Genomic DNA, 16,709 nt, shown 5'->3' with positions numbered 1-16,709 from the left:
GTTCAAACCTGTTACTGTTTTTCGGTTCAGTTAAGAACCGGTCGCTCACTCAACGTACTGACGAATGATTAACCTGCCGGCGTGAATCCACCCCGACAGGAAAACCTTCCTTTAATACTCGTGTGAGGCTTGATACTTTCGCTTCCGGCAAACCCCGAAGGATCCACCGGCGCGTCGCGCATCAAGCGCCCACACTTATCGGCTGTTAATTTTTAAAGATCGAGTACGCATTCACTACCGGACCAGCACCACGCAACATTGACATCAACCGCCAACATCACAACCACCCGGCACCGCTTCGTTCTGCGTCGCTGCATCAGCAGCAGAGAAGCGAGATTATGAAGGCTCTTTTTCGTTTCGTCAACAACATTTTTTCGCTTTCGCTTAAAACCTTGTTGACGCTACAACCGCTGGTTTCCGCCGCGGCTCTCGTTCGCAAACGAGGAGGCGGACTATAGGCGAACATCAGTCATGTGACAAGGGTTTGACGAAAATCTTTTTTGGCGACTCACTTCCGGGTTGAATTCACTACAGCAGCCACCGGAACCGCTTCAGCCATTGCGGCGTACCCGGCATCGCTGGGATGGATATGGTCACCACTGTCAAAGGCGCGCTGCAGACGATTCGGCTGCGCCGGGTCGCGCAGCGCAGCGTCGAAATCGACAACGCCGTCGAAAGCGTGGCTGCTTCGAATCCACTGGTTGACCGCCAGCCGGATACTCTCCCGCGGCGCCGGCAGCGATGCCGGCGTCAACGTTGCGCCGAACACCTTCACGCCGCGGTGCCGTGCGTCCGCAATCACGCGCTGGTAGCCGGCGATCAGGTCGGCGGCCGTCACCGAGGTATGCGGAAAGTCGCAGTCGAGTCCACTACGCGCCGGCATCTCCGCGAAGTTGATGTCATTGATTCCGATCAGCAGAATCGCCGTCTTGACGCCCGGGCGCTCCAGCACGTCCCGGTCGAAACGCCGGACAAGCGCGTCGCCGTAGCAGGGCGAGTCGCTCAACAAGCGATTACCGCTGATGCCAAGATTGGCGATCGCCGTCGAGTGGTCGCCAGTGCTGGCGAACCGGCGAGCCAGCGCGTCTGGCCAGCGTCGATTCTGATTCAGACTCGAGCGCATACCGTCGGTGATCGAGTCGCCGATCGCGGCGACGGCAGCCGATGACGGCGCATCCACCGACAAACCCGTCACCCACACATATTGCGTGAACCGGCCACGAAACGAGTCAGCGGAAGTATCTGCAGTGTGATTACCCGGGGCGGAAACGTAATTCAACTGATTCGAGACCCGATGCCACGCCACAATCCGCTGTTCCGGCCCCGTGAACGCACTGATCGCGTAAGGTGCGCCCTCGGCGATGTCGATTGCGACAGGGTCACTGTCCAACTCGGCGCCCGGTGGTACGCTCACCGAACTCTTGCCGCCGAAGGTCACACGCGCCTCCCCATTGCCCAGCGCAGCCGCGCCGCCGGCCGAGCGCGCAATGCGCAACTCCTCGATGACGAGCGCCGTCTTGCCGTACTCGTTGCTGAGATGGACTCGTGCGGTTTTACCGGCCAGCGTCGGATAGACAATCTGGCGAACTGTTCGCCCTGCTACCTCCGGGGCGCGATACAGGGGCGGCAATTCCGACCGTTGGGGAATGGGTTGCAACGCCGTCGCCCATGCGGTGACCCAGTGCATCGGGGCGTCGGCGGCAAAAACAGTCGGGGAAACGGCGAATTGGCAAAGCAGCGCCGCGCTATATGCGGCAGCCAGAGTGCGAATGGTCATTCGGGTGGTCAGTTCGAGGCGAAACGTGCATTGTGCCCGATCGCCATCTCTGTCGCGGCGGACCGCGCGAACGCTATCGTGCGATCACCCGCGCCTGGTCGCAGGGCCGCGGCGCCGAACGTACCGCGAGTGGCGGTATGGGTCCTCGGCGGACTGCGCGCAACCGGACGTATTCAGCCCGCCCGGCACTAGAGAGCCCTCACCGGGACTCCAGGCGCGATGTCGGCGAAGCAGTTATCCGCATGACGATGCATCGCGAGCGCTTCGCCCCCGTGAACCCGTCTGGGCAACAGCCATTCAGTGCTTGCACAGACCCATCACTCGTCAGACCGCCGCCGGAACCCCAACCATCTTCAACGCAAGCGCTTCGGCCACTTCGATCCCGTCGATGGCCGCCGAGTAGATCCCGCCGGCATACCCCGCGCCTTCACCCGCCGGATACAGGCCCTCGACATTCATGCTCTGAAAGTCATCCCGGCGTCGCACGCGAATCGGCGACGACGTTCGCGTCTCGACGCCGGTCAGCACCGCGTCATGCATCGCGAAGCCGGCAATCTTCCTGTCCATTTGCGGCAACGCTTCGCGGATCGCTTCGATTACGTAGTCTGGCAGCGCCGTGCTGAGATCGGTCGGATGCACGCCCGGTTTGTAGGACGGCACCACCGAACCCAGCGACGTGGACGGCCGCCCGGCAATAAAGTCGCCAACAAGCTGGCCCGGCGCCATATAGTTGCCGCCACCCAACTCGAACGCCCGCTCTTCCCATTTGCGCTGGAAGGCGATGCCGGCTAGCGGGCCGCCCGGATAATCGTCCGGCGTGATGCCGACGACAATCCCAGCGTTGGCATTGCGCTCGGCCCGTGAATACTGGCTCATGCCGTTGGTCACCACGCGGCCCGGCTCGGAAGTCGCCGCGACCACCGTGCCGCCAGGACACATACAGAAGCTATAAACGGCGCGCCCGTTGCTGCAGTGGTGCACGACCTTATAGTCGGCGGCGCCCAGTTGCTTGTGGCCCGCAAACTTGCCGAAACGGCTGCGATCGATCAACCCTTGCGGATGTTCGATCCGGAAACCGAGTGAAAACGGCTTCGCTTCAATATAGACGCCGCGGTCGCTCAGCATCTGGAAGGTATCGCGCGCGCTATGGCCGACCGCCAGCACCACGTGGTCGCAGCGCAAATGCTCGCCCGTCGACAGCTTGAGCCCGCGCACCTTGCCCTGATCGATTTCGATATCGTCGACCCGCGTCTCGAAACGCACCTCACCACCCAGCTCGTGAATAGTCGCGCGCATCTTTTCGACCATGCTGACGAGGCGGAACGTGCCGATATGGGGCCGGCTCAGATAGAGAATGTCTTCCGGCGCACCCGCGCGGACGAATTCGTCGAGCACCTTGCGGCCGTAGTGCTTCGGATCCTTGATCTGGCTGTAAAGCTTGCCGTCCGAGAATGTGCCCGCGCCGCCTTCACCGAACTGCACATTCGATTCAGGATTGAGCACCGACTTGCGCCACAGCCCGAAAGTATCCTTGGTGCGCTCGCGCACGGCCTTGCCGCGCTCGAGAATGATCGGACGAAAGCCCATCTGGGCGAGGATCAGCCCGGCAAACAGGCCGCACGGCCCCATGCCGATCACAACCGGACGCGGGGAAGTCATCTGCGCCGGTGCTTTGGCGACAAAACGGTACGTCATGTCCGGTGTCACCGCGCAGTGGGGCACGTCGGCGAGCCGCTTGAGCGCGGCCGCTTCATCCTTCACCTCGACGTCGACGATGTAAGTGAGCTTGATGTCGGTGCGCTTGCGGGCGTCGTGCGCGCGGCGGAACACGGTGTATCGGATGAGCCCGTCCTCGCCCACGCCGAGTTCAGCGAGGCGCGCGCGGACGGCGGCTTCGAGAACGCTCTCGGGGTGATCGAGCGGGAGTTTAATTTCGCTTAGACGTAACATGAGTACCGGGGGATGCATGAAGGCCGCAAATCGCGGCCAATTCGCAATTTTATAGGTTATGTGTCGGCGCGGGGCGGCGACACTCGCGAAACACCTTGGCGACGAACCCAAGGTGTCCCTATCGAAACGAGCCATTCTTCTCAAAAAATTTATTAACCGACCGGTCGGTTGGTTTATACTGCGCACACACAGACAACTTCCGCTGAGAGCGTCCCCATGTACACGCAATCCCTGGATATCCCCGGCAATGTCGCCCCGCTCGACGCGGCAGCGAGTTCGCCCGAGCAGTCGCAATTCGACGCGGTCATGGCCGCCGACGGCAAGATCGAAGCGCAGGACTGGATGCCTGAGGCCTACCGCAAGACGCTGGTCCGGCAAATCTCGCAGCACGCGCATTCTGAAATCGTCGGCATGCTGCCGGAAGGCAACTGGATCTCACGCGCGCCCAGCCTGAAGCGCAAGGCGATCCTGCTGGCCAAAGTGCAGGACGAAGCCGGCCACGGCCTCTATCTATATAGCGCGGCCGAAACGCTCGGCGTGTCGCGCGATCAGTTGATCGCCGCATTGCACTCCGGCAAAGCCAAATATTCGAGCATCTTCAACTACCCGACACCCACGTGGGCGGACGTCGGCGTGATCGGCTGGCTGGTGGACGGCGCGGCGATCATGAATCAGATTCCGCTGTGCCGCTGCACGTACGGCCCTTATGCCCGCGCGATGATCCGCATCTGCAAGGAAGAGTCGTTCCACCAGCGCCAGGGCTTCGACGCGCTGATGTCGATGATGAGCGGCACCGAAGCGCAACGCGAGTTGGTCCAGCAAGCCGTGAACCGCTGGTGGTGGCCGGTGCTGATGATGTTCGGCCCGAGCGACAAAGACTCGATTCACAGCAACCAGTCGTCGAAATGGGGCATCAAGCGCATCTCGAACGACGATCTGCGCCAGAAATTCGTCGACGCCACCGTCGATCAGGCCAAGGTACTCGGCGTCACGCTGCCGGATCCGGACCTGAAGTGGAACGAAGCGCGCGGCCAACACGACTACGGCGATATCGACTGGGAAGAATTCTGGCGCGTCGTGAATGGCGACGGCCCGTGCAACCGCGAACGTCTCGCGACCCGCGTGAAAGCACACGACGACGGCGCCTGGGTGCGCGAAGCCGCCCTCGCCCACGCCGAAAAGCAGCGCCAGCGCGCACAACAGCAAGCTGCCTAACCGCAGCGACAAGCCAGACAAAGTATCAGGAGATCAGCAATGAACAAGGAATGGCCGATTTGGGAAGTCTTCGTGCGCAGCAAGCAGGGACTCGACCATAAACACTGCGGCAGCCTGCATGCCGCCGACGCGCCGATGGCGCTGCGCATGGCGCGCGACGTCTACACGCGCCGCCAGGAAGGCGTGAGCATCTGGGTGGTGCCGTCGTCGGCGATCACGGCATCCGCGCCGGAAGACAAGGCTGAGCTGTTCGAACCGGCTGGCGACAAGATTTATCGCCACCCGACGTTCTACACGCTCCCCGACGAAGTCAACCACATGTAAGCGCGGCCATGACCATCACGCCCCAACATCTGCAGTATGTGCTGCGCCTCGCGGACACCGCGCTGATCCTCGGTCAGCGCAATGCCGAGTGGTGCGGTCACGGCCCGATCCTCGAAGAGGACATCGCGCTGTCGAACATGAGTCTGGATCTGATCGGCCAGGCGCGCCTGCTGTACACGCACGCCGCCTCGCTGGAACAGCAACTCACCGGCAAAAGCCGCACGGAAGACGACTACGCGTACTTCCGCGCGGAACGCGAGTTCGCCAACTACACGCTGGCCGAGTTGCCGCATTACGGCCCGCTCGCCGGCACGGCGCAAGCCGAGAAGGACTACGCGGTCACGATCGTGCGCAATTTCCTGTACTCAACGCTGATGGCGCATCTGTGGTCCGCGCTCACTACGTCGAAGGATGAACAGCTTGCAGCGATCGCCTCGAAGTCGATCAAGGAAACCAGCTATCACGTGCACCATGCGGGCGAATGGCTGATTCGTTTCGGCGACGGCACGGACGAGTCGCATCGCCGCGCGCAAGCTGCGCTCGACTATCTGCTGCCGTACACGCGTGAGTTTTTTAGTGCGGACGCCGTGGAGGAAGCCATCGCCGCCGCCGGCATCGGGCCGCTGACGTCGGACCTCGAGGCAGCATGGCTCGAAGACGTAGCGGCCACGCTCGACCCGGCCACGCTCAAGCTCCCCGAAGCGGTCAAGCACATCACGGCCGGCAAGCATGGCGAGCACTCGGAGCACATGGGCTTCGTGCTGGCCGAAATGCAAAGCCTCGCGCGCCAGCATCCCGGCGCCACCTGGTAAGCACGCACCCGAGCGCTCAACCGGAACCCAACGGAACTTTAAGATGACGACCTCGACTGCCATGCCCACCGCCGACGCCACGCTCGAGCGCGCATGGGCCGTGCTCGAAACGGTGCCTGATCCGGAGATCCCGGTGGTATCGATTCGTGAACTCGGCATTCTGCGCGACGTGCGACGCGCCGCCGACGGCACGCTCGAAGTCGTGATCACGCCGACCTATTCCGGTTGCCCGGCGATGTCGCAGATCGCCGAAGACGTCGCCCACGCGCTCGATGTGGCTGAACTGAAGCCGTATCGGATCGCCACTGTGCTGGCGCCAGCCTGGACCACCGACTGGATGACCGCCGACGCGCGCGAAAAATTGCGCGCCTATGGCATCGCGCCGCCCACGGGCAATTGCGGTTCAGCCGCTCCGTCGCAGGAAAAAGTGCTGCGTTTCATGCCGCGCGCGCTACCGGCGCCGTCCTGCCCCCGTTGCGGCTCGGCGCACACCGAGCGTCTCGCGCAATTCGGCTCGACGGCCTGCAAGGCCCTGTACCGCTGCATCGACTGCCGCGAACCCTTCGACTATTTCAAACCATACTGATATGGCTACCCCGCAATTTCATCCGCTGCGTATCCGCGAAGTGCGGCCCGAAACCGCCGACGCGGTCTCGGTCGCCTTCGAAGTCCCTGTCGAACTGCGCGAACACTATCGCTTCACGCAGGGCCAGTTCGTCACCCTGAAAACGCACATCGACGGTGAGGAAACGCGCCGTTCGTACTCGATCTGCGTCGGCGTCACCGATTACGACCGCGACGGCGAACTGCGCATCGGCATCAAGCGCGTGCGCGGCGGCCGTTTCTCGAACTTCGCGTTCGACACGCTGCAACCCGGCCACACCATCGACGTGATGACGCCGGACGGCCGCTTCTTCACCCATCTCAACGCCGACCAGGGCCAGCAGTACATCGCGTTTTCCGGCGGCTCGGGCATCACGCCGGTGCTCGCGATCATCAAGACCACGCTGGAAGTCGAGCCGCGTAGCACCTTCACGCTGGTGTACGGCAACCGCAGCGTCGATCAGATCATGTTCGCGGAAGAGCTCGAAGATCTGAAGAACCGCTTCATGAACCGCTTCGTGCTCTATCACGTGCTGTCGGACGACCTGCAGGACGTCGAGCTGTTCAACGGCGTGCTCGACCAGGAGAAGTGCGCCGCCTTCATCGACAACCTGCTGCCGGCCGATGCCATCGACGAAGCCTTCATCTGCGGTCCCGGCCCGATGATGGATGCGGCCGAGGCCGCGCTGAAAGCCGCAGGCGTACCTTCGGAAAAAGTGCATGTGGAGCGCTTCGGTTCGCCGCTGCCGCAAGCGGGCGTGCCGCCGGTCGAAATCACCGACGACACCCCGGCCGCCGACCTCGAAATCGTCCTTGATGGGAAACGGCGCAAGCTGCGCCTGCCGTATCAGGGCGTGAGCGTGCTCGACGTCGGCTTGCGTGCCGGCCTCGCGCTGCCGTACGCATGCAAGGGCGGCGTCTGCTGCACTTGCCGCGCGAAGGTGCTCGAAGGCGAGGTCAAGATGGAAAAGAACTACACGCTGGAAGAACACGAAATCCGCGACGGTTACGTGCTGACCTGCCAATGCCATCCAATCAGCGATCGCGTGGTGGTGAGTTACGACGAGCGTTGAGTCGCGCGCGACGGGTGGCCATGCGACGCCCGCAACGCTTTCAGCAGGTCCGCGATGCGCTTACACTAGGGGCCGCTCGCGATCGGACATCAGTCCCGATCGATGAGCGGCCCCTTTTGTTATTTGCGTTTTTTGCCAGCCCAAGCCACTGCCGATGAGCACCATCCACCTCACCAACGGCGATGTCGCCGCCGAATCATTGCGCGCCGCGCTAGCCGAGGCGGCCCGCGACGATCGCGTGCACGCACTGCGCGACGATCTGGCGGTCGGCCCATTGCGTGGCATCGACGACGGACCCGACGTGCGAGCAGAGTTCTGGGACCGAGTCAGCGCGGACACCCGGCGCGATTTTCTTCGTGAATTCCGCGAGCAGGCGGCAACGCTGGAGAACATCGCGCGGGGCGACGCGAATCTGGTGATCTGGCACGGCGAAAGCGCGGCCGATCAATTGATGCTGCGCCGCGTCTGCTACCACCTGCGCAACAGCCCGCAACGGCTGAATGAAGTGCGCCTGTCGATTCGCGACCTCACCGACCCGGGCGCCTGGGCGCACAGCCGCAAAGATCGCGCGACGTCCGTCGGCATGTTCGCGCCGACTGTCCTGCAAGGGCGTCTGCATGACGCGGCGCCGATTTCGGTTCTGCGCATCAGCCGACTCGCGCTCGAATGGCAGGAAGCCAAGCACGCAAACGGCGAGACGCGCCGCTGGCGCGACAACACTTTCACGAGCGGCAACTTCGCCGACCTGGACGCGCTGATTCTCGAGCACGCCACGGGCGACTGGCAGCCCGCCGCGCGCGTTGCAGCGGAACTGATGACCGCTGAACTCTGTTATCTGGTGAGCGACAGCATCGTGCTGTGGCGCTTCCGCGAACTGGCCGCGACCCGTCGCATCAAGCTGCGTGGCGACGCGAGCGCATGGCGCACGCTGGAACTGTCTGCGGCGCTTGCCCCCTGTCCACACTAATAAAATAGACGACCATGGCCCGTACCCGAGCCCCCGACCACGAAACCCAACGCGACCAGATTCTCGAACTCGCCGCGGAGAAATTCGCCCAGACCAGCTACCCGAGCACCTCGATGGCCGATCTCGCGGCCGCGAGCGGCACCTCGAAAGCGCGCCTGTACCACTATTACGCGAGCAAGGAAGCGATCCTGTTCGATCTGCTGGACCGCTACACAAAGCGGCTGATGCTGATCATCGCGGAGGTGGAAGGCGCGAGCCAACGCCGCGGACTGTCCGAGCGCGACACTTTCGCCGAGCTGATCCGTGCGTTCCTATCCGAGTACGAGACCTCACACAGTCGGCACGTCGCGCTCCTGAACGACGTGAAGTATCTGGTCGATACCCAGCGCGAAGTCATCCTGAACCGCCAGCGCGATGTTGTCGCGGCATTTGCGCGGCAACTGGCGCGCGCCTATCCGGAACGCGCCACACGCGAAAACCAGACCGCCCTCACGATGATGGTGTTCGGCATGATCAACTGGACGTTCACCTGGCTCAAGCCGGACGGCCGGATGGGCTACCGGGAATTCGCCGAGCAGGTGGTCGATATGGTGGATCACGGGTTGAGCTCTGCCGAGGGCTGATTGCGCACAGCAGCATTGTTCAGAGGAAATAGTTGCCGCGAGTTGCCTCGACGCGACAACTTGTTACGAACGCTCGTTCAGTTTGTTTTTCATTAATAATCAATGAATTAAAAATAGGGCGCCAACTTTCTAGACATTGCCCTCAGTTTTTGATACGGGTTTTCCCTAGTACGTGATTGGCATATCCGCTAAAATCGTTTTTGCGGCGCACCATGCCGCTCGATTAAAAGGAGAACCCGACCATGAACATGATTACACCCCGCGCCGCTGAGCCGATCGTCGCGCACGATCGTCCGTTGCAGCCAGGCGGTCGTGCGCCTGCTCTGGTCCGCGAGCTCACCGCGATCGATCGCGAACGGCTGCTGACCCACTTCCTCTCGCTCGACGAAGACGACCGCCTTCTGCGCTTCGGCCAGATCGTGCCGAACCACGTCATTGAGAACTACGTCCGCGCGATCGACTTCACGCGCGACACGGTCTTCGGCGTGTTCAATAGTCAGTTGCAACTCACCGGCGTCGGCCACCTGGCGTATCTGCCAGCCGACGGTGACAAGCGCACCGCCGAATTCGGCGTGTCGGTGCTGGAAAGCGTCCGCGGGCAAGGGATTGGCTCGAAGCTCTTCGAGCGCGCCGCAATACGCAGCCGCAATACGCATGTCACCACGCTTTACATGCACTGCCTGTCGCGCAATTCGACCATGATGCACATCGCGAAGAAGGCCGGCATGAAGATCGAATACTCGTACGGCGAGGCAGATGCCTATCTGACGCTGTCGCCAGCGGATCAATCGAGCATCATCACGGAGATGCTACAGGAGCAAGCTGCGGTGTTCGACTACGCACTCAAGCGCCAGGCGCGTCAGGCGTCAAAGATGTTCGAGTCGTTTATGCCGACTGAGGCGGCGGCCTAAACAGCCTGCGCTTCGGCAAAAGAAAGGGCGGCCTTGTGGCTGCCCTTTTTGTTTGTCTGTCGCCTAACCGCGGCCCAGCACTCACAAAATCGGCAGCGCCGTTGTTTCCTTGAACTTCTCGAGCGAAAAGCTCGTTTTCACGTCGATTACAGAGGGATGGTGCAGCAACTGGTCCTGCACAAACCGTGAAAAGTGCGCCATATCCTCGACCTGCACACGCAGCAGGTAATCCATGTCGCCCGTCATCGCGTGACATGCGACCACTTCCGGCCACGTCTGCACGGCCGCGCGAAACAGATCGGCATGCGTCGTGTCGCCGCGCGGACTGAGCCCCGGACCGCTGCGCTTTTCCAGTCGCACGTTGACGTAGGCGAGCAGATCAAGCCCAAGCTTTTGCGCATCGAGCAACGCGACATAGCCGCGAATCACCCCGCTCTCTTCCAGCCGACGGATACGCCGTAGACACGGGCTCGGCGACAGGTTGATGCGCTCGGCGATCTCCTGATTCGACAGCCTGCCATTCTCCTGAAGGATCGCCAGAATGCGTCTGTCGATGGCGTCTATCTCTATTTTGGCCATTTTCTGCCGTCCATGTCATAAATTGAGCTAGAAAATAGCTTGAGCGTATCGGCGCGCGATTAAGTTCGCAAGTTTTCGTCGCCAGCCGGCCTTTACACTTGCGTCATTCAGTTGCGCTAACTCGTACGGCCCGCGCCGGCGCTAATAGGAAGGAGACAGACAATGCAGGTTTCAACTTGGGAAAACCCGGTCGGCACGGACGGCTTCGAATTCATCGAATACACCGCACCGGATCCGAAGGCGCTCGGCAAGCTGTTCGAACAGATGGGCTTCACCGCCGTTGCACGGCATCGTCACAAAGACGTGACGCTGTATCGCCAGGGTGAAATCAACTTCATCGTCAACGGGGAACAGCATTCGTTCGCGCAACGTTTCACGCGCCTGCATGGTCCGTCGATCTGCGCGATCGCGTTCCGTGTGCAGGACGCTGCGAAGGCCTACCAACAGGCACTGGAAAAAGGCGCCTGGGGTTTCGACAACAAGACCGGCCCGATGGAACTCAACATTCCGGCGATCAAGGGCATCGGCGACTCGCTGATCTATTTTGTCGACCGCTGGCGCGGCAAGAACGGTGCTGAGCCGGGCACTATCGGCAACATCGATATTTACGACGTCGACTTCGAACCGATTCCGGGCGCGAATCCGAACCCTGTCGGCCACGGTCTGACCTACATCGACCATCTGACGCACAACGTCCATCGCGGACGCATGCAGGAATGGGCGGAGTTCTATGAGCGCCTGTTCAATTTCCGGGAAGTGCGTTACTTCGACATCGAAGGCAAAGTGACCGGCGTGAAATCCAAGGCGATGACCTCGCCTTGCGGCAAAATCCGCATTCCGATCAATGAGGAAGGGTCAGACGTAGCCGGTCAAATCCAGGAGTATCTGGACCAGTACCACGGCGAAGGCATCCAGCACATCGCGCTGGGCAGCAACGACATCTATCGCACGGTGGACGGTTTGCGCGCGGCGAACATCTCGCTGCTCGATACGATCGACACATACTATGAACTGGTCGATCGGCGTGTGCCGAACCACGGCGAGCCGCTCGACGAATTGCGTAAGCGCAAGATCCTGATCGACGGCGCACCCGACGACTTGCTGCTGCAGATCTTCACCGAAAACCAGATCGGGCCGATCTTCTTCGAGATCATCCAGCGCAAGGGCAATCAAGGATTCGGCGAGGGCAACTTCAAGGCGCTGTTCGAATCGATCGAGCTGGATCAGATCCGTCGTGGCGTGGTTCAGGACAAGGCCTAACGACTAGCGGCCAACGGTCCACGTGGAATCTGGGAGACATAAAAAAGGGCGAAGATCTTGCGATCCTCGCCCTTCGTCGTTTATGCCGTTGTCCGAAGCCCGGACAACGGCCGATTTTCAACCGATGCGCCGCTTCAGCGACGCATCACGAATTCTGGTCTTCCTCGTCGGCCTTTGTGGATCGTGCAATGCGCTCCACCGCAATGCGTGCGGGCGCGACCTGCGCCGTGCTGGTGATCGCGTTCGAGAGCGTCCCTGCGCTGTTCGAGCCGGAACTCGAGCGCACCGGCGCGCTCATGGCGAAGAATGCGGCCGAAACCATCAGGAAGGTCTGGATGTTTCTAGTGTTCATGCGTACTCCTTTTCTAACTGCCCTGCTGTCCTGAAGCTCCACCGAATGCAGAGCGTTGCGCAGACATTGCTCGCAGGTGGGGTGTTAGACAGACATTTCAACTGCGGTTCCTCAGATTTGTAGTTTTTACAGCTTGTTACAGGGGGATTGCGTCGCAGGAAGTCGCCCGGCGCGTTCAGGCAGGTCCCGCGCTGCAAGGCCGTATTTCTGGCGCGCTGCGGCGGGTTTTCACCAGTGCTACCATCACTTAAAACACGTCAATATGGCGACCCCGGCCCCAAGCGTTCACAAGATGCCGCGGCCAAAAAAGTTTTGGTGATCCCAAACTGGTTGGAGGAGTACACATAATGAATGCCCCGCTAGACGCAGGTCAGCGAGCCTCGCTCGAAGCCGCGCTATCTTCCGTCACGCTCGACGACAAATACACCCTCGAACGCGGCCGCGCGTACATGAGCGGCATCCAGGCGCTGGTTCGTCTGCCGATGCTGCAGCAAGAACGCGACCAGGCGGCCGGGCTCAATACCGCCGGCTTCATCTCCGGTTACCGCGGATCGCCACTCGGCGGACTCGACCAATCCTTGTGGAAGGCGAAACAGCATCTCGCCGCGCATCGCGTCGTGTTCCAGCCCGGCGTCAACGAAGACCTCGCGGCGACCGCCGTGTGGGGTTCGCAGCAGGTCAATCTGTACCCGAGCGCAAAATACGATGGCGTGTTCTCGATGTGGTACGGCAAAGGCCCAGGCGTCGACCGTTCCGGTGACGTCTTCAAGCACGGCAATTCGGCCGGCTCTGCGCAACACGGCGGCGTTCTCGTGCTCGCCGGCGACGACCACGCCGCCAAATCCTCGACACTCGCGCACCAGTCGGAACACATCTTCAAGGCCTGCGGCCTGCCGGTGCTGTTCCCATCGAACGTGCAGGAATATCTGGATTTCGGCCTGCACGGCTGGGCGATGAGCCGCTATTCCGGACTGTGGGTCGCGATGAAGTGCGTGACCGACGTGGTCGAATCGTCCGCTTCGGTCGACATCGATCCGCACCGCACGAAAATCGTTCTGCCGGACGACTTCGCCATGCCCGAAGGCGGCCTGAACATTCGCTGGCCGGATCCGCCGCTGGTGCAGGAAGCGCGTCTGCTCGACTACAAGTGGTACGCGGCGCTCGCCTATGTGCGCGCGAACAAACTGGACCGCGTCGAAATCGATTCGCCGCATGCGCGCTTCGGCATCATGACCGGCGGCAAGGCATACCTCGACGTGCGTCAGGCGCTGACCGATCTCGGTCTCGACGACGAAACCTGTTCGCGTATCGGTATCCGTCTGTATAAGGTCGGCTGTGTATGGCCGCTCGAGGCGCAAGGTGCGCAAGCCTTCGCACGCGGTCTCGATGAAATTCTGGTGGTTGAAGAAAAGCGCCAGATTCTCGAATACGCGATCAAGGAAGAGCTGTACAACTGGCCCGATGCGCAGCGTCCGCGCGTGTTCGGCAAGTTCGATGAAAAGGACGGCGCGGGTGGCGAATGGTCCGTGCCGATGGGCAACTGGCTGCTGCCGGCGCACTACGAACTCTCGCCGGCAATCATCGCCAAGGCGATCGCCACTCGGCTCGACAAATTCGACCTGCCGTCCGACGTGCGCGCGCGCATTGCGACGCGCATCGCGGTCATCGAAGCGAAGGAAAAAGCATTGGCGCGTCCGCGCGTCGAAGCCGAGCGCAAGCCGTGGTTCTGTTCCGGCTGCCCGCACAACACGTCGACGAACGTGCCGGAAGGTTCGCGTGCGATGGCCGGCATCGGCTGCCACTACATGACCGTGTGGATGGACCGCAGCACCAGCACCTTCAGCCAGATGGGCGGCGAAGGCGTCGCGTGGATCGGCCAGGCGCCGTTCACCAACGATAAGCACGTATTCGCCAACCTCGGTGACGGCACCTACTTCCACTCGGGTCTGCTCGCGATTCGCGCGGCGATCGCGTCGAAGGCGAACATCACCTACAAGATTCTCTATAACGATGCAGTCGCGATGACGGGCGGGCAACCGGTCGACGGCGTGCTGACCGTGCCGCAGATTACGCATCAACTCGCCGCCGAAGGCGCGACGAAGATCGTGATCGTCACCGATGAACCGGAGAAATACTCCGCGAACGTCGGTCTCGCGCCAGGCATCGACATTCACCATCGCGACAAGCTCGATGAAGTTCAGCGTCAGCTTCGCGAGATTTCCGGCACCACGATCCTGATCTACGACCAGACCTGCGCGACGGAGAAACGCCGCCGCAGGAAACGCGGCACGTATCCGGATCCGGCGCGTCGTGTCGTGATCAACGAAGCGGTGTGCGAAGGCTGCGGCGATTGCTCGGTGAAGTCGAATTGCCTGTCTGTCGAGCCGCTCGATACCGAGTACGGCACCAAGCGCCAGATCAATCAGTCGACGTGCAACAAGGACTTCTCGTGCGTGAACGGGTTCTGCCCGAGCTTCGTATCCGTCGAAGGGGGTCAGTTGCGCAAGCCGAAGGCGGCTTCCGGCATTGTCGGTGACGCGATGCCACCGGTGCCGGAACCCGAACTACCGTCGATCGCGCGCCCTTATGGGGTGCTGGTGACGGGCGTCGGCGGCACGGGTGTCGTAACGATCGGCGCCTTGCTCGGCATGGCCGCGCATTTGGAAAACAAGGGCGTCACGGTGCTCGACGTCACCGGCCTCGCGCAAAAGGGCGGCGCCGTGATGAGCCACGTGCAGATCGCCCAGAACCCGGGCGACATTCACGCGACCCGTATCGCAATGGGCGAAGCCAGTCTCGTGATTGGCTGCGACGCGATCGTGACCGCCAGCGACGAATGCGTTTCGCGGATGCAGGTGGGCCGGACCCGTGTCGTGCTCAATAGCGCGCACACGCCGACCGCCGAACTCATCAAGAACCCGAACTGGCGCTTTCCGGGCAGCAGCACCGAAGCGGACGTGCGTGCCGGTGCGGGCGACGACGGCGTCGATATGGTCGATGCGAATCACTTCGCCGTCGCGCTACTTGGCGATGCGATCTACACGAATCCGTTCGTGCTCGGCTACGCGTGGCAACGCGGCTGGGTGCCGCTGACGTATCAATCGCTGATGCGCGCAATCGAGCTGAACAACGTGCAGATCGAGAAGAACCGTGCGGCTTTCGAATGGGGCCGTCGTGCCGCGCACGACCTGGCCTCGGTGCGCACGCTCGCGCACTCGCAAGGACGCGGTGCCGCAGCGGAAACGACGAGCAGCAAGATCATCTCGCTGCACACACCGAAGGCGCTCGACACGCTGATCGACAAGCGCGCTGACTATCTTGCCGCGTACCAGGACGCCGCTTATGCGGACCGTTATCGTGCATTGGTGTCGCAAGTGCGCGTGGCGGAATCGGCACTCGATTCGATCGACGGCCAGTTGCCGTTGACTGAAGCGGTCGCGAAGAATCTGCACAAGCTGATGGCCTACAAGGACGAGTACGAAGTCGCACGGCTCTATAGCGACCCCGCGTTCATCGAAAAACTGAAGGCGAATTTCGAAGGCGACTGGAAGCTGCACATTCACCTCGCGCCGCCGACGTTCTCGAAAAAAGACGCACAAGGTCATCTGGTGAAGAAGAAGTACGGACCTTGGGTGTTCAGCGCCATGCACGTGCTCGCAAAACTCAAGTTCCTGCGCGGGACGGCGCTCGACGTGTTCGGCAAGACGGAGGAGCGTCGCACGGAGCGTGCGCTGATCGTCGAGTACGAGGCGCTGGTACGCGAGCTGATCGGTGGCCTGACCGCGCAGAAGCGTGAGTTGGCGGTCGAACTGGCGAATCTGCCGGACGGTATCCGCGGCTACGGGCACGTGAAGGAAAATAACCTGAAAGGCGTGCGGGTCAAGTGGAATGACTTGCTGACGCGCTGGCGTTCGCCGGAAGCGGGGAAGACGCAGCACGCGGCATGAACTTGCCGGCTTGACCGGCCGACATTGGCCTGAAATGGAAAAGGCGGCTGTCCTCGCGGACAGTCGCCTTTTTTTGCCTGTTTCGCCACGTGATGCGTGTGTACAAGAACAAGCGGTACTGCGCCTTCCAACAACACAACGTAAGCACTTGAACAGGACCGTCACTGATTACGTTGACCGGCGAGAGGTCAGCTGCTAGCGAACGGGATCGATGTGTGAGGCGGCGGGCAGCAAAGGAGCGACGTTCCAGGGTAACAGTTCGTCGATGCGGTTCGCTGGGTGATCGGCGATGCGCTCGATCACGTAATGCAGGTAG

At 61.7% G+C, this 16,709-nt stretch carries 15 protein-coding genes; 10 read left to right on the top strand and 5 right to left on the bottom strand.

Going from position 1 to position 16,709, the window contains the following annotated elements; translation table 11 throughout:
- Positions 1-508: 508 nt before the first annotated feature.
- Entirely contained in the window at positions 509-1,777 is a 1,269-nt protein-coding gene (locus FSO04_RS42185) for an SGNH/GDSL hydrolase family protein (RefSeq protein ID WP_154567290.1), read from the bottom strand.
- 324 nt (positions 1,778-2,101) lie between these two features.
- Complete coding sequence (locus FSO04_RS42180; RefSeq protein WP_154567289.1) at positions 2,102-3,727, bottom strand: NAD(P)/FAD-dependent oxidoreductase; 1,626 nt, start codon at positions 3,725-3,727, stop codon at positions 2,102-2,104.
- A 216-nt stretch (positions 3,728-3,943) separates the two neighbouring features.
- Here FSO04_RS42180 and paaA point away from each other — a divergent pair, with 216 nt between their 5' ends.
- From paaA to FSO04_RS42140, 8 genes are all read left to right on the top strand, one after another.
- Positions 3,944-4,942 carry a 1,2-phenylacetyl-CoA epoxidase subunit PaaA gene (gene paaA, locus FSO04_RS42175; protein WP_154567288.1) on the top strand — a complete coding sequence of 333 codons (999 nt, stop codon included), beginning with the start codon at positions 3,944-3,946 and terminating at the stop codon, positions 4,940-4,942.
- Positions 4,943-4,981: 39 nt separating this feature from the next.
- Positions 4,982-5,266 carry a 1,2-phenylacetyl-CoA epoxidase subunit PaaB gene (paaB, locus tag FSO04_RS42170; RefSeq protein ID WP_007179854.1) on the top strand — a complete coding sequence of 95 codons (285 nt, stop codon included), beginning with the start codon at positions 4,982-4,984 and terminating at the stop codon, positions 5,264-5,266.
- Positions 5,267-5,274: 8 nt separating this feature from the next.
- Positions 5,275-6,078 (top strand): 1,2-phenylacetyl-CoA epoxidase subunit PaaC, encoded by an 804-nt coding sequence (gene paaC / locus FSO04_RS42165; protein WP_154567287.1) that lies wholly within the window; start codon positions 5,275-5,277, stop codon positions 6,076-6,078.
- Between the two features lie 43 nt (positions 6,079-6,121).
- A complete protein-coding gene (gene paaD / locus FSO04_RS42160) occupies positions 6,122-6,664 on the top strand; it encodes a 1,2-phenylacetyl-CoA epoxidase subunit PaaD (protein WP_097390596.1) in 543 nt (180 codons plus the stop codon).
- 1 nt (position 6,665) lies between these two features.
- Positions 6,666-7,754 carry a 1,2-phenylacetyl-CoA epoxidase subunit PaaE gene (gene paaE, locus FSO04_RS42155; RefSeq protein WP_154567286.1) on the top strand — a complete coding sequence of 363 codons (1,089 nt, stop codon included), beginning with the start codon at positions 6,666-6,668 and terminating at the stop codon, positions 7,752-7,754.
- Positions 7,755-7,908: 154 nt separating this feature from the next.
- Positions 7,909-8,721, top strand: a complete 813-nt coding sequence (locus FSO04_RS42150; protein WP_154567285.1) for a DUF1835 domain-containing protein — start codon at positions 7,909-7,911, stop codon at positions 8,719-8,721.
- A gap of 14 nt (positions 8,722-8,735) precedes the next feature.
- Positions 8,736-9,344: a TetR/AcrR family transcriptional regulator gene (locus tag FSO04_RS42145; RefSeq protein ID WP_154567284.1), complete on the top strand. Its 609-nt coding sequence runs from the start codon at positions 8,736-8,738 to the stop codon at positions 9,342-9,344.
- A 242-nt stretch (positions 9,345-9,586) separates the two neighbouring features.
- A complete protein-coding gene (locus FSO04_RS42140) occupies positions 9,587-10,255 on the top strand; it encodes a GNAT family N-acetyltransferase (protein WP_154567283.1) in 669 nt (222 codons plus the stop codon).
- Between the two features lie 81 nt (positions 10,256-10,336).
- Here the strand turns inward: FSO04_RS42140 and FSO04_RS42135 are convergent, their stop codons facing one another.
- Positions 10,337-10,834, bottom strand: a complete 498-nt coding sequence (locus FSO04_RS42135) for an Lrp/AsnC family transcriptional regulator (RefSeq protein ID WP_054043236.1) — start codon at positions 10,832-10,834, stop codon at positions 10,337-10,339.
- Between the two features lie 162 nt (positions 10,835-10,996).
- On the opposite strand from FSO04_RS42135, the gene hppD reads away from it, so the two are divergent.
- Positions 10,997-12,094 (top strand): 4-hydroxyphenylpyruvate dioxygenase, encoded by a 1,098-nt coding sequence (hppD, locus tag FSO04_RS42130; protein ID WP_121108780.1) that lies wholly within the window; start codon positions 10,997-10,999, stop codon positions 12,092-12,094.
- A 145-nt stretch (positions 12,095-12,239) separates the two neighbouring features.
- Here the strand turns inward: hppD and FSO04_RS42125 are convergent, their stop codons facing one another.
- Positions 12,240-12,446, bottom strand: a complete 207-nt coding sequence (locus tag FSO04_RS42125) for a hypothetical protein (protein ID WP_154567282.1) — start codon at positions 12,444-12,446, stop codon at positions 12,240-12,242.
- Between the two features lie 347 nt (positions 12,447-12,793).
- Here FSO04_RS42125 and FSO04_RS42120 point away from each other — a divergent pair, with 347 nt between their 5' ends.
- Complete coding sequence (locus tag FSO04_RS42120) at positions 12,794-16,393, top strand: indolepyruvate ferredoxin oxidoreductase family protein (RefSeq protein WP_154567281.1); 3,600 nt, start codon at positions 12,794-12,796, stop codon at positions 16,391-16,393.
- Between the two features lie 195 nt (positions 16,394-16,588).
- On the opposite strand, the gene FSO04_RS42115 is transcribed toward FSO04_RS42120, so the two are convergent.
- Positions 16,589-16,709: transposase domain-containing protein (locus FSO04_RS42115; protein ID WP_154567280.1), on the bottom strand; the 121-nt coding region annotated here is incomplete at its 5' end.

It is taken from the genome of Paraburkholderia madseniana (assembly GCF_009690905.1).
Taxonomy (GTDB): Bacteria; Pseudomonadota; Gammaproteobacteria; order Burkholderiales; family Burkholderiaceae; genus Paraburkholderia; species Paraburkholderia madseniana.
The sequence above is the reverse complement of the archived record's forward strand: the minus strand, read 5'-3'. Positions and strand labels throughout refer to the sequence as shown.

Excerpts from the sequence above, each read along its gene's own strand:
- FSO04_RS42185 (WP_154567290.1), bottom strand. The coding sequence starts at position 1,777 with ATGACCATTCGCACTCTGGCTGCCGCATATAGCGCGGCGCTGCTTTGC.
- FSO04_RS42180 (WP_154567289.1), bottom strand. The coding sequence starts at position 3,727 with ATGTTACGTCTAAGCGAAATTAAACTCCCGCTCGATCACCCCGAGAGC.
- paaA (WP_154567288.1), top strand. The coding sequence starts at position 3,944 with ATGTACACGCAATCCCTGGATATCCCCGGCAATGTCGCCCCGCTCGAC.
- paaB (WP_007179854.1), top strand. The coding sequence starts at position 4,982 with ATGAACAAGGAATGGCCGATTTGGGAAGTCTTCGTGCGCAGCAAGCAG.
- paaC (WP_154567287.1), top strand. The coding sequence starts at position 5,275 with ATGACCATCACGCCCCAACATCTGCAGTATGTGCTGCGCCTCGCGGAC.
- paaD (WP_097390596.1), top strand. The coding sequence starts at position 6,122 with ATGACGACCTCGACTGCCATGCCCACCGCCGACGCCACGCTCGAGCGC.
- paaE (WP_154567286.1), top strand. The coding sequence starts at position 6,666 with ATGGCTACCCCGCAATTTCATCCGCTGCGTATCCGCGAAGTGCGGCCC.
- FSO04_RS42150 (WP_154567285.1), top strand. The coding sequence starts at position 7,909 with ATGAGCACCATCCACCTCACCAACGGCGATGTCGCCGCCGAATCATTG.
- FSO04_RS42145 (WP_154567284.1), top strand. The coding sequence starts at position 8,736 with ATGGCCCGTACCCGAGCCCCCGACCACGAAACCCAACGCGACCAGATT.
- FSO04_RS42140 (WP_154567283.1), top strand. The coding sequence starts at position 9,587 with ATGAACATGATTACACCCCGCGCCGCTGAGCCGATCGTCGCGCACGAT.
- FSO04_RS42135 (WP_054043236.1), bottom strand. The coding sequence starts at position 10,834 with ATGGCCAAAATAGAGATAGACGCCATCGACAGACGCATTCTGGCGATC.
- hppD (WP_121108780.1), top strand. The coding sequence starts at position 10,997 with ATGCAGGTTTCAACTTGGGAAAACCCGGTCGGCACGGACGGCTTCGAA.
- FSO04_RS42125 (WP_154567282.1), bottom strand. The coding sequence starts at position 12,446 with ATGAACACTAGAAACATCCAGACCTTCCTGATGGTTTCGGCCGCATTC.
- FSO04_RS42120 (WP_154567281.1), top strand. The coding sequence starts at position 12,794 with ATGAATGCCCCGCTAGACGCAGGTCAGCGAGCCTCGCTCGAAGCCGCG.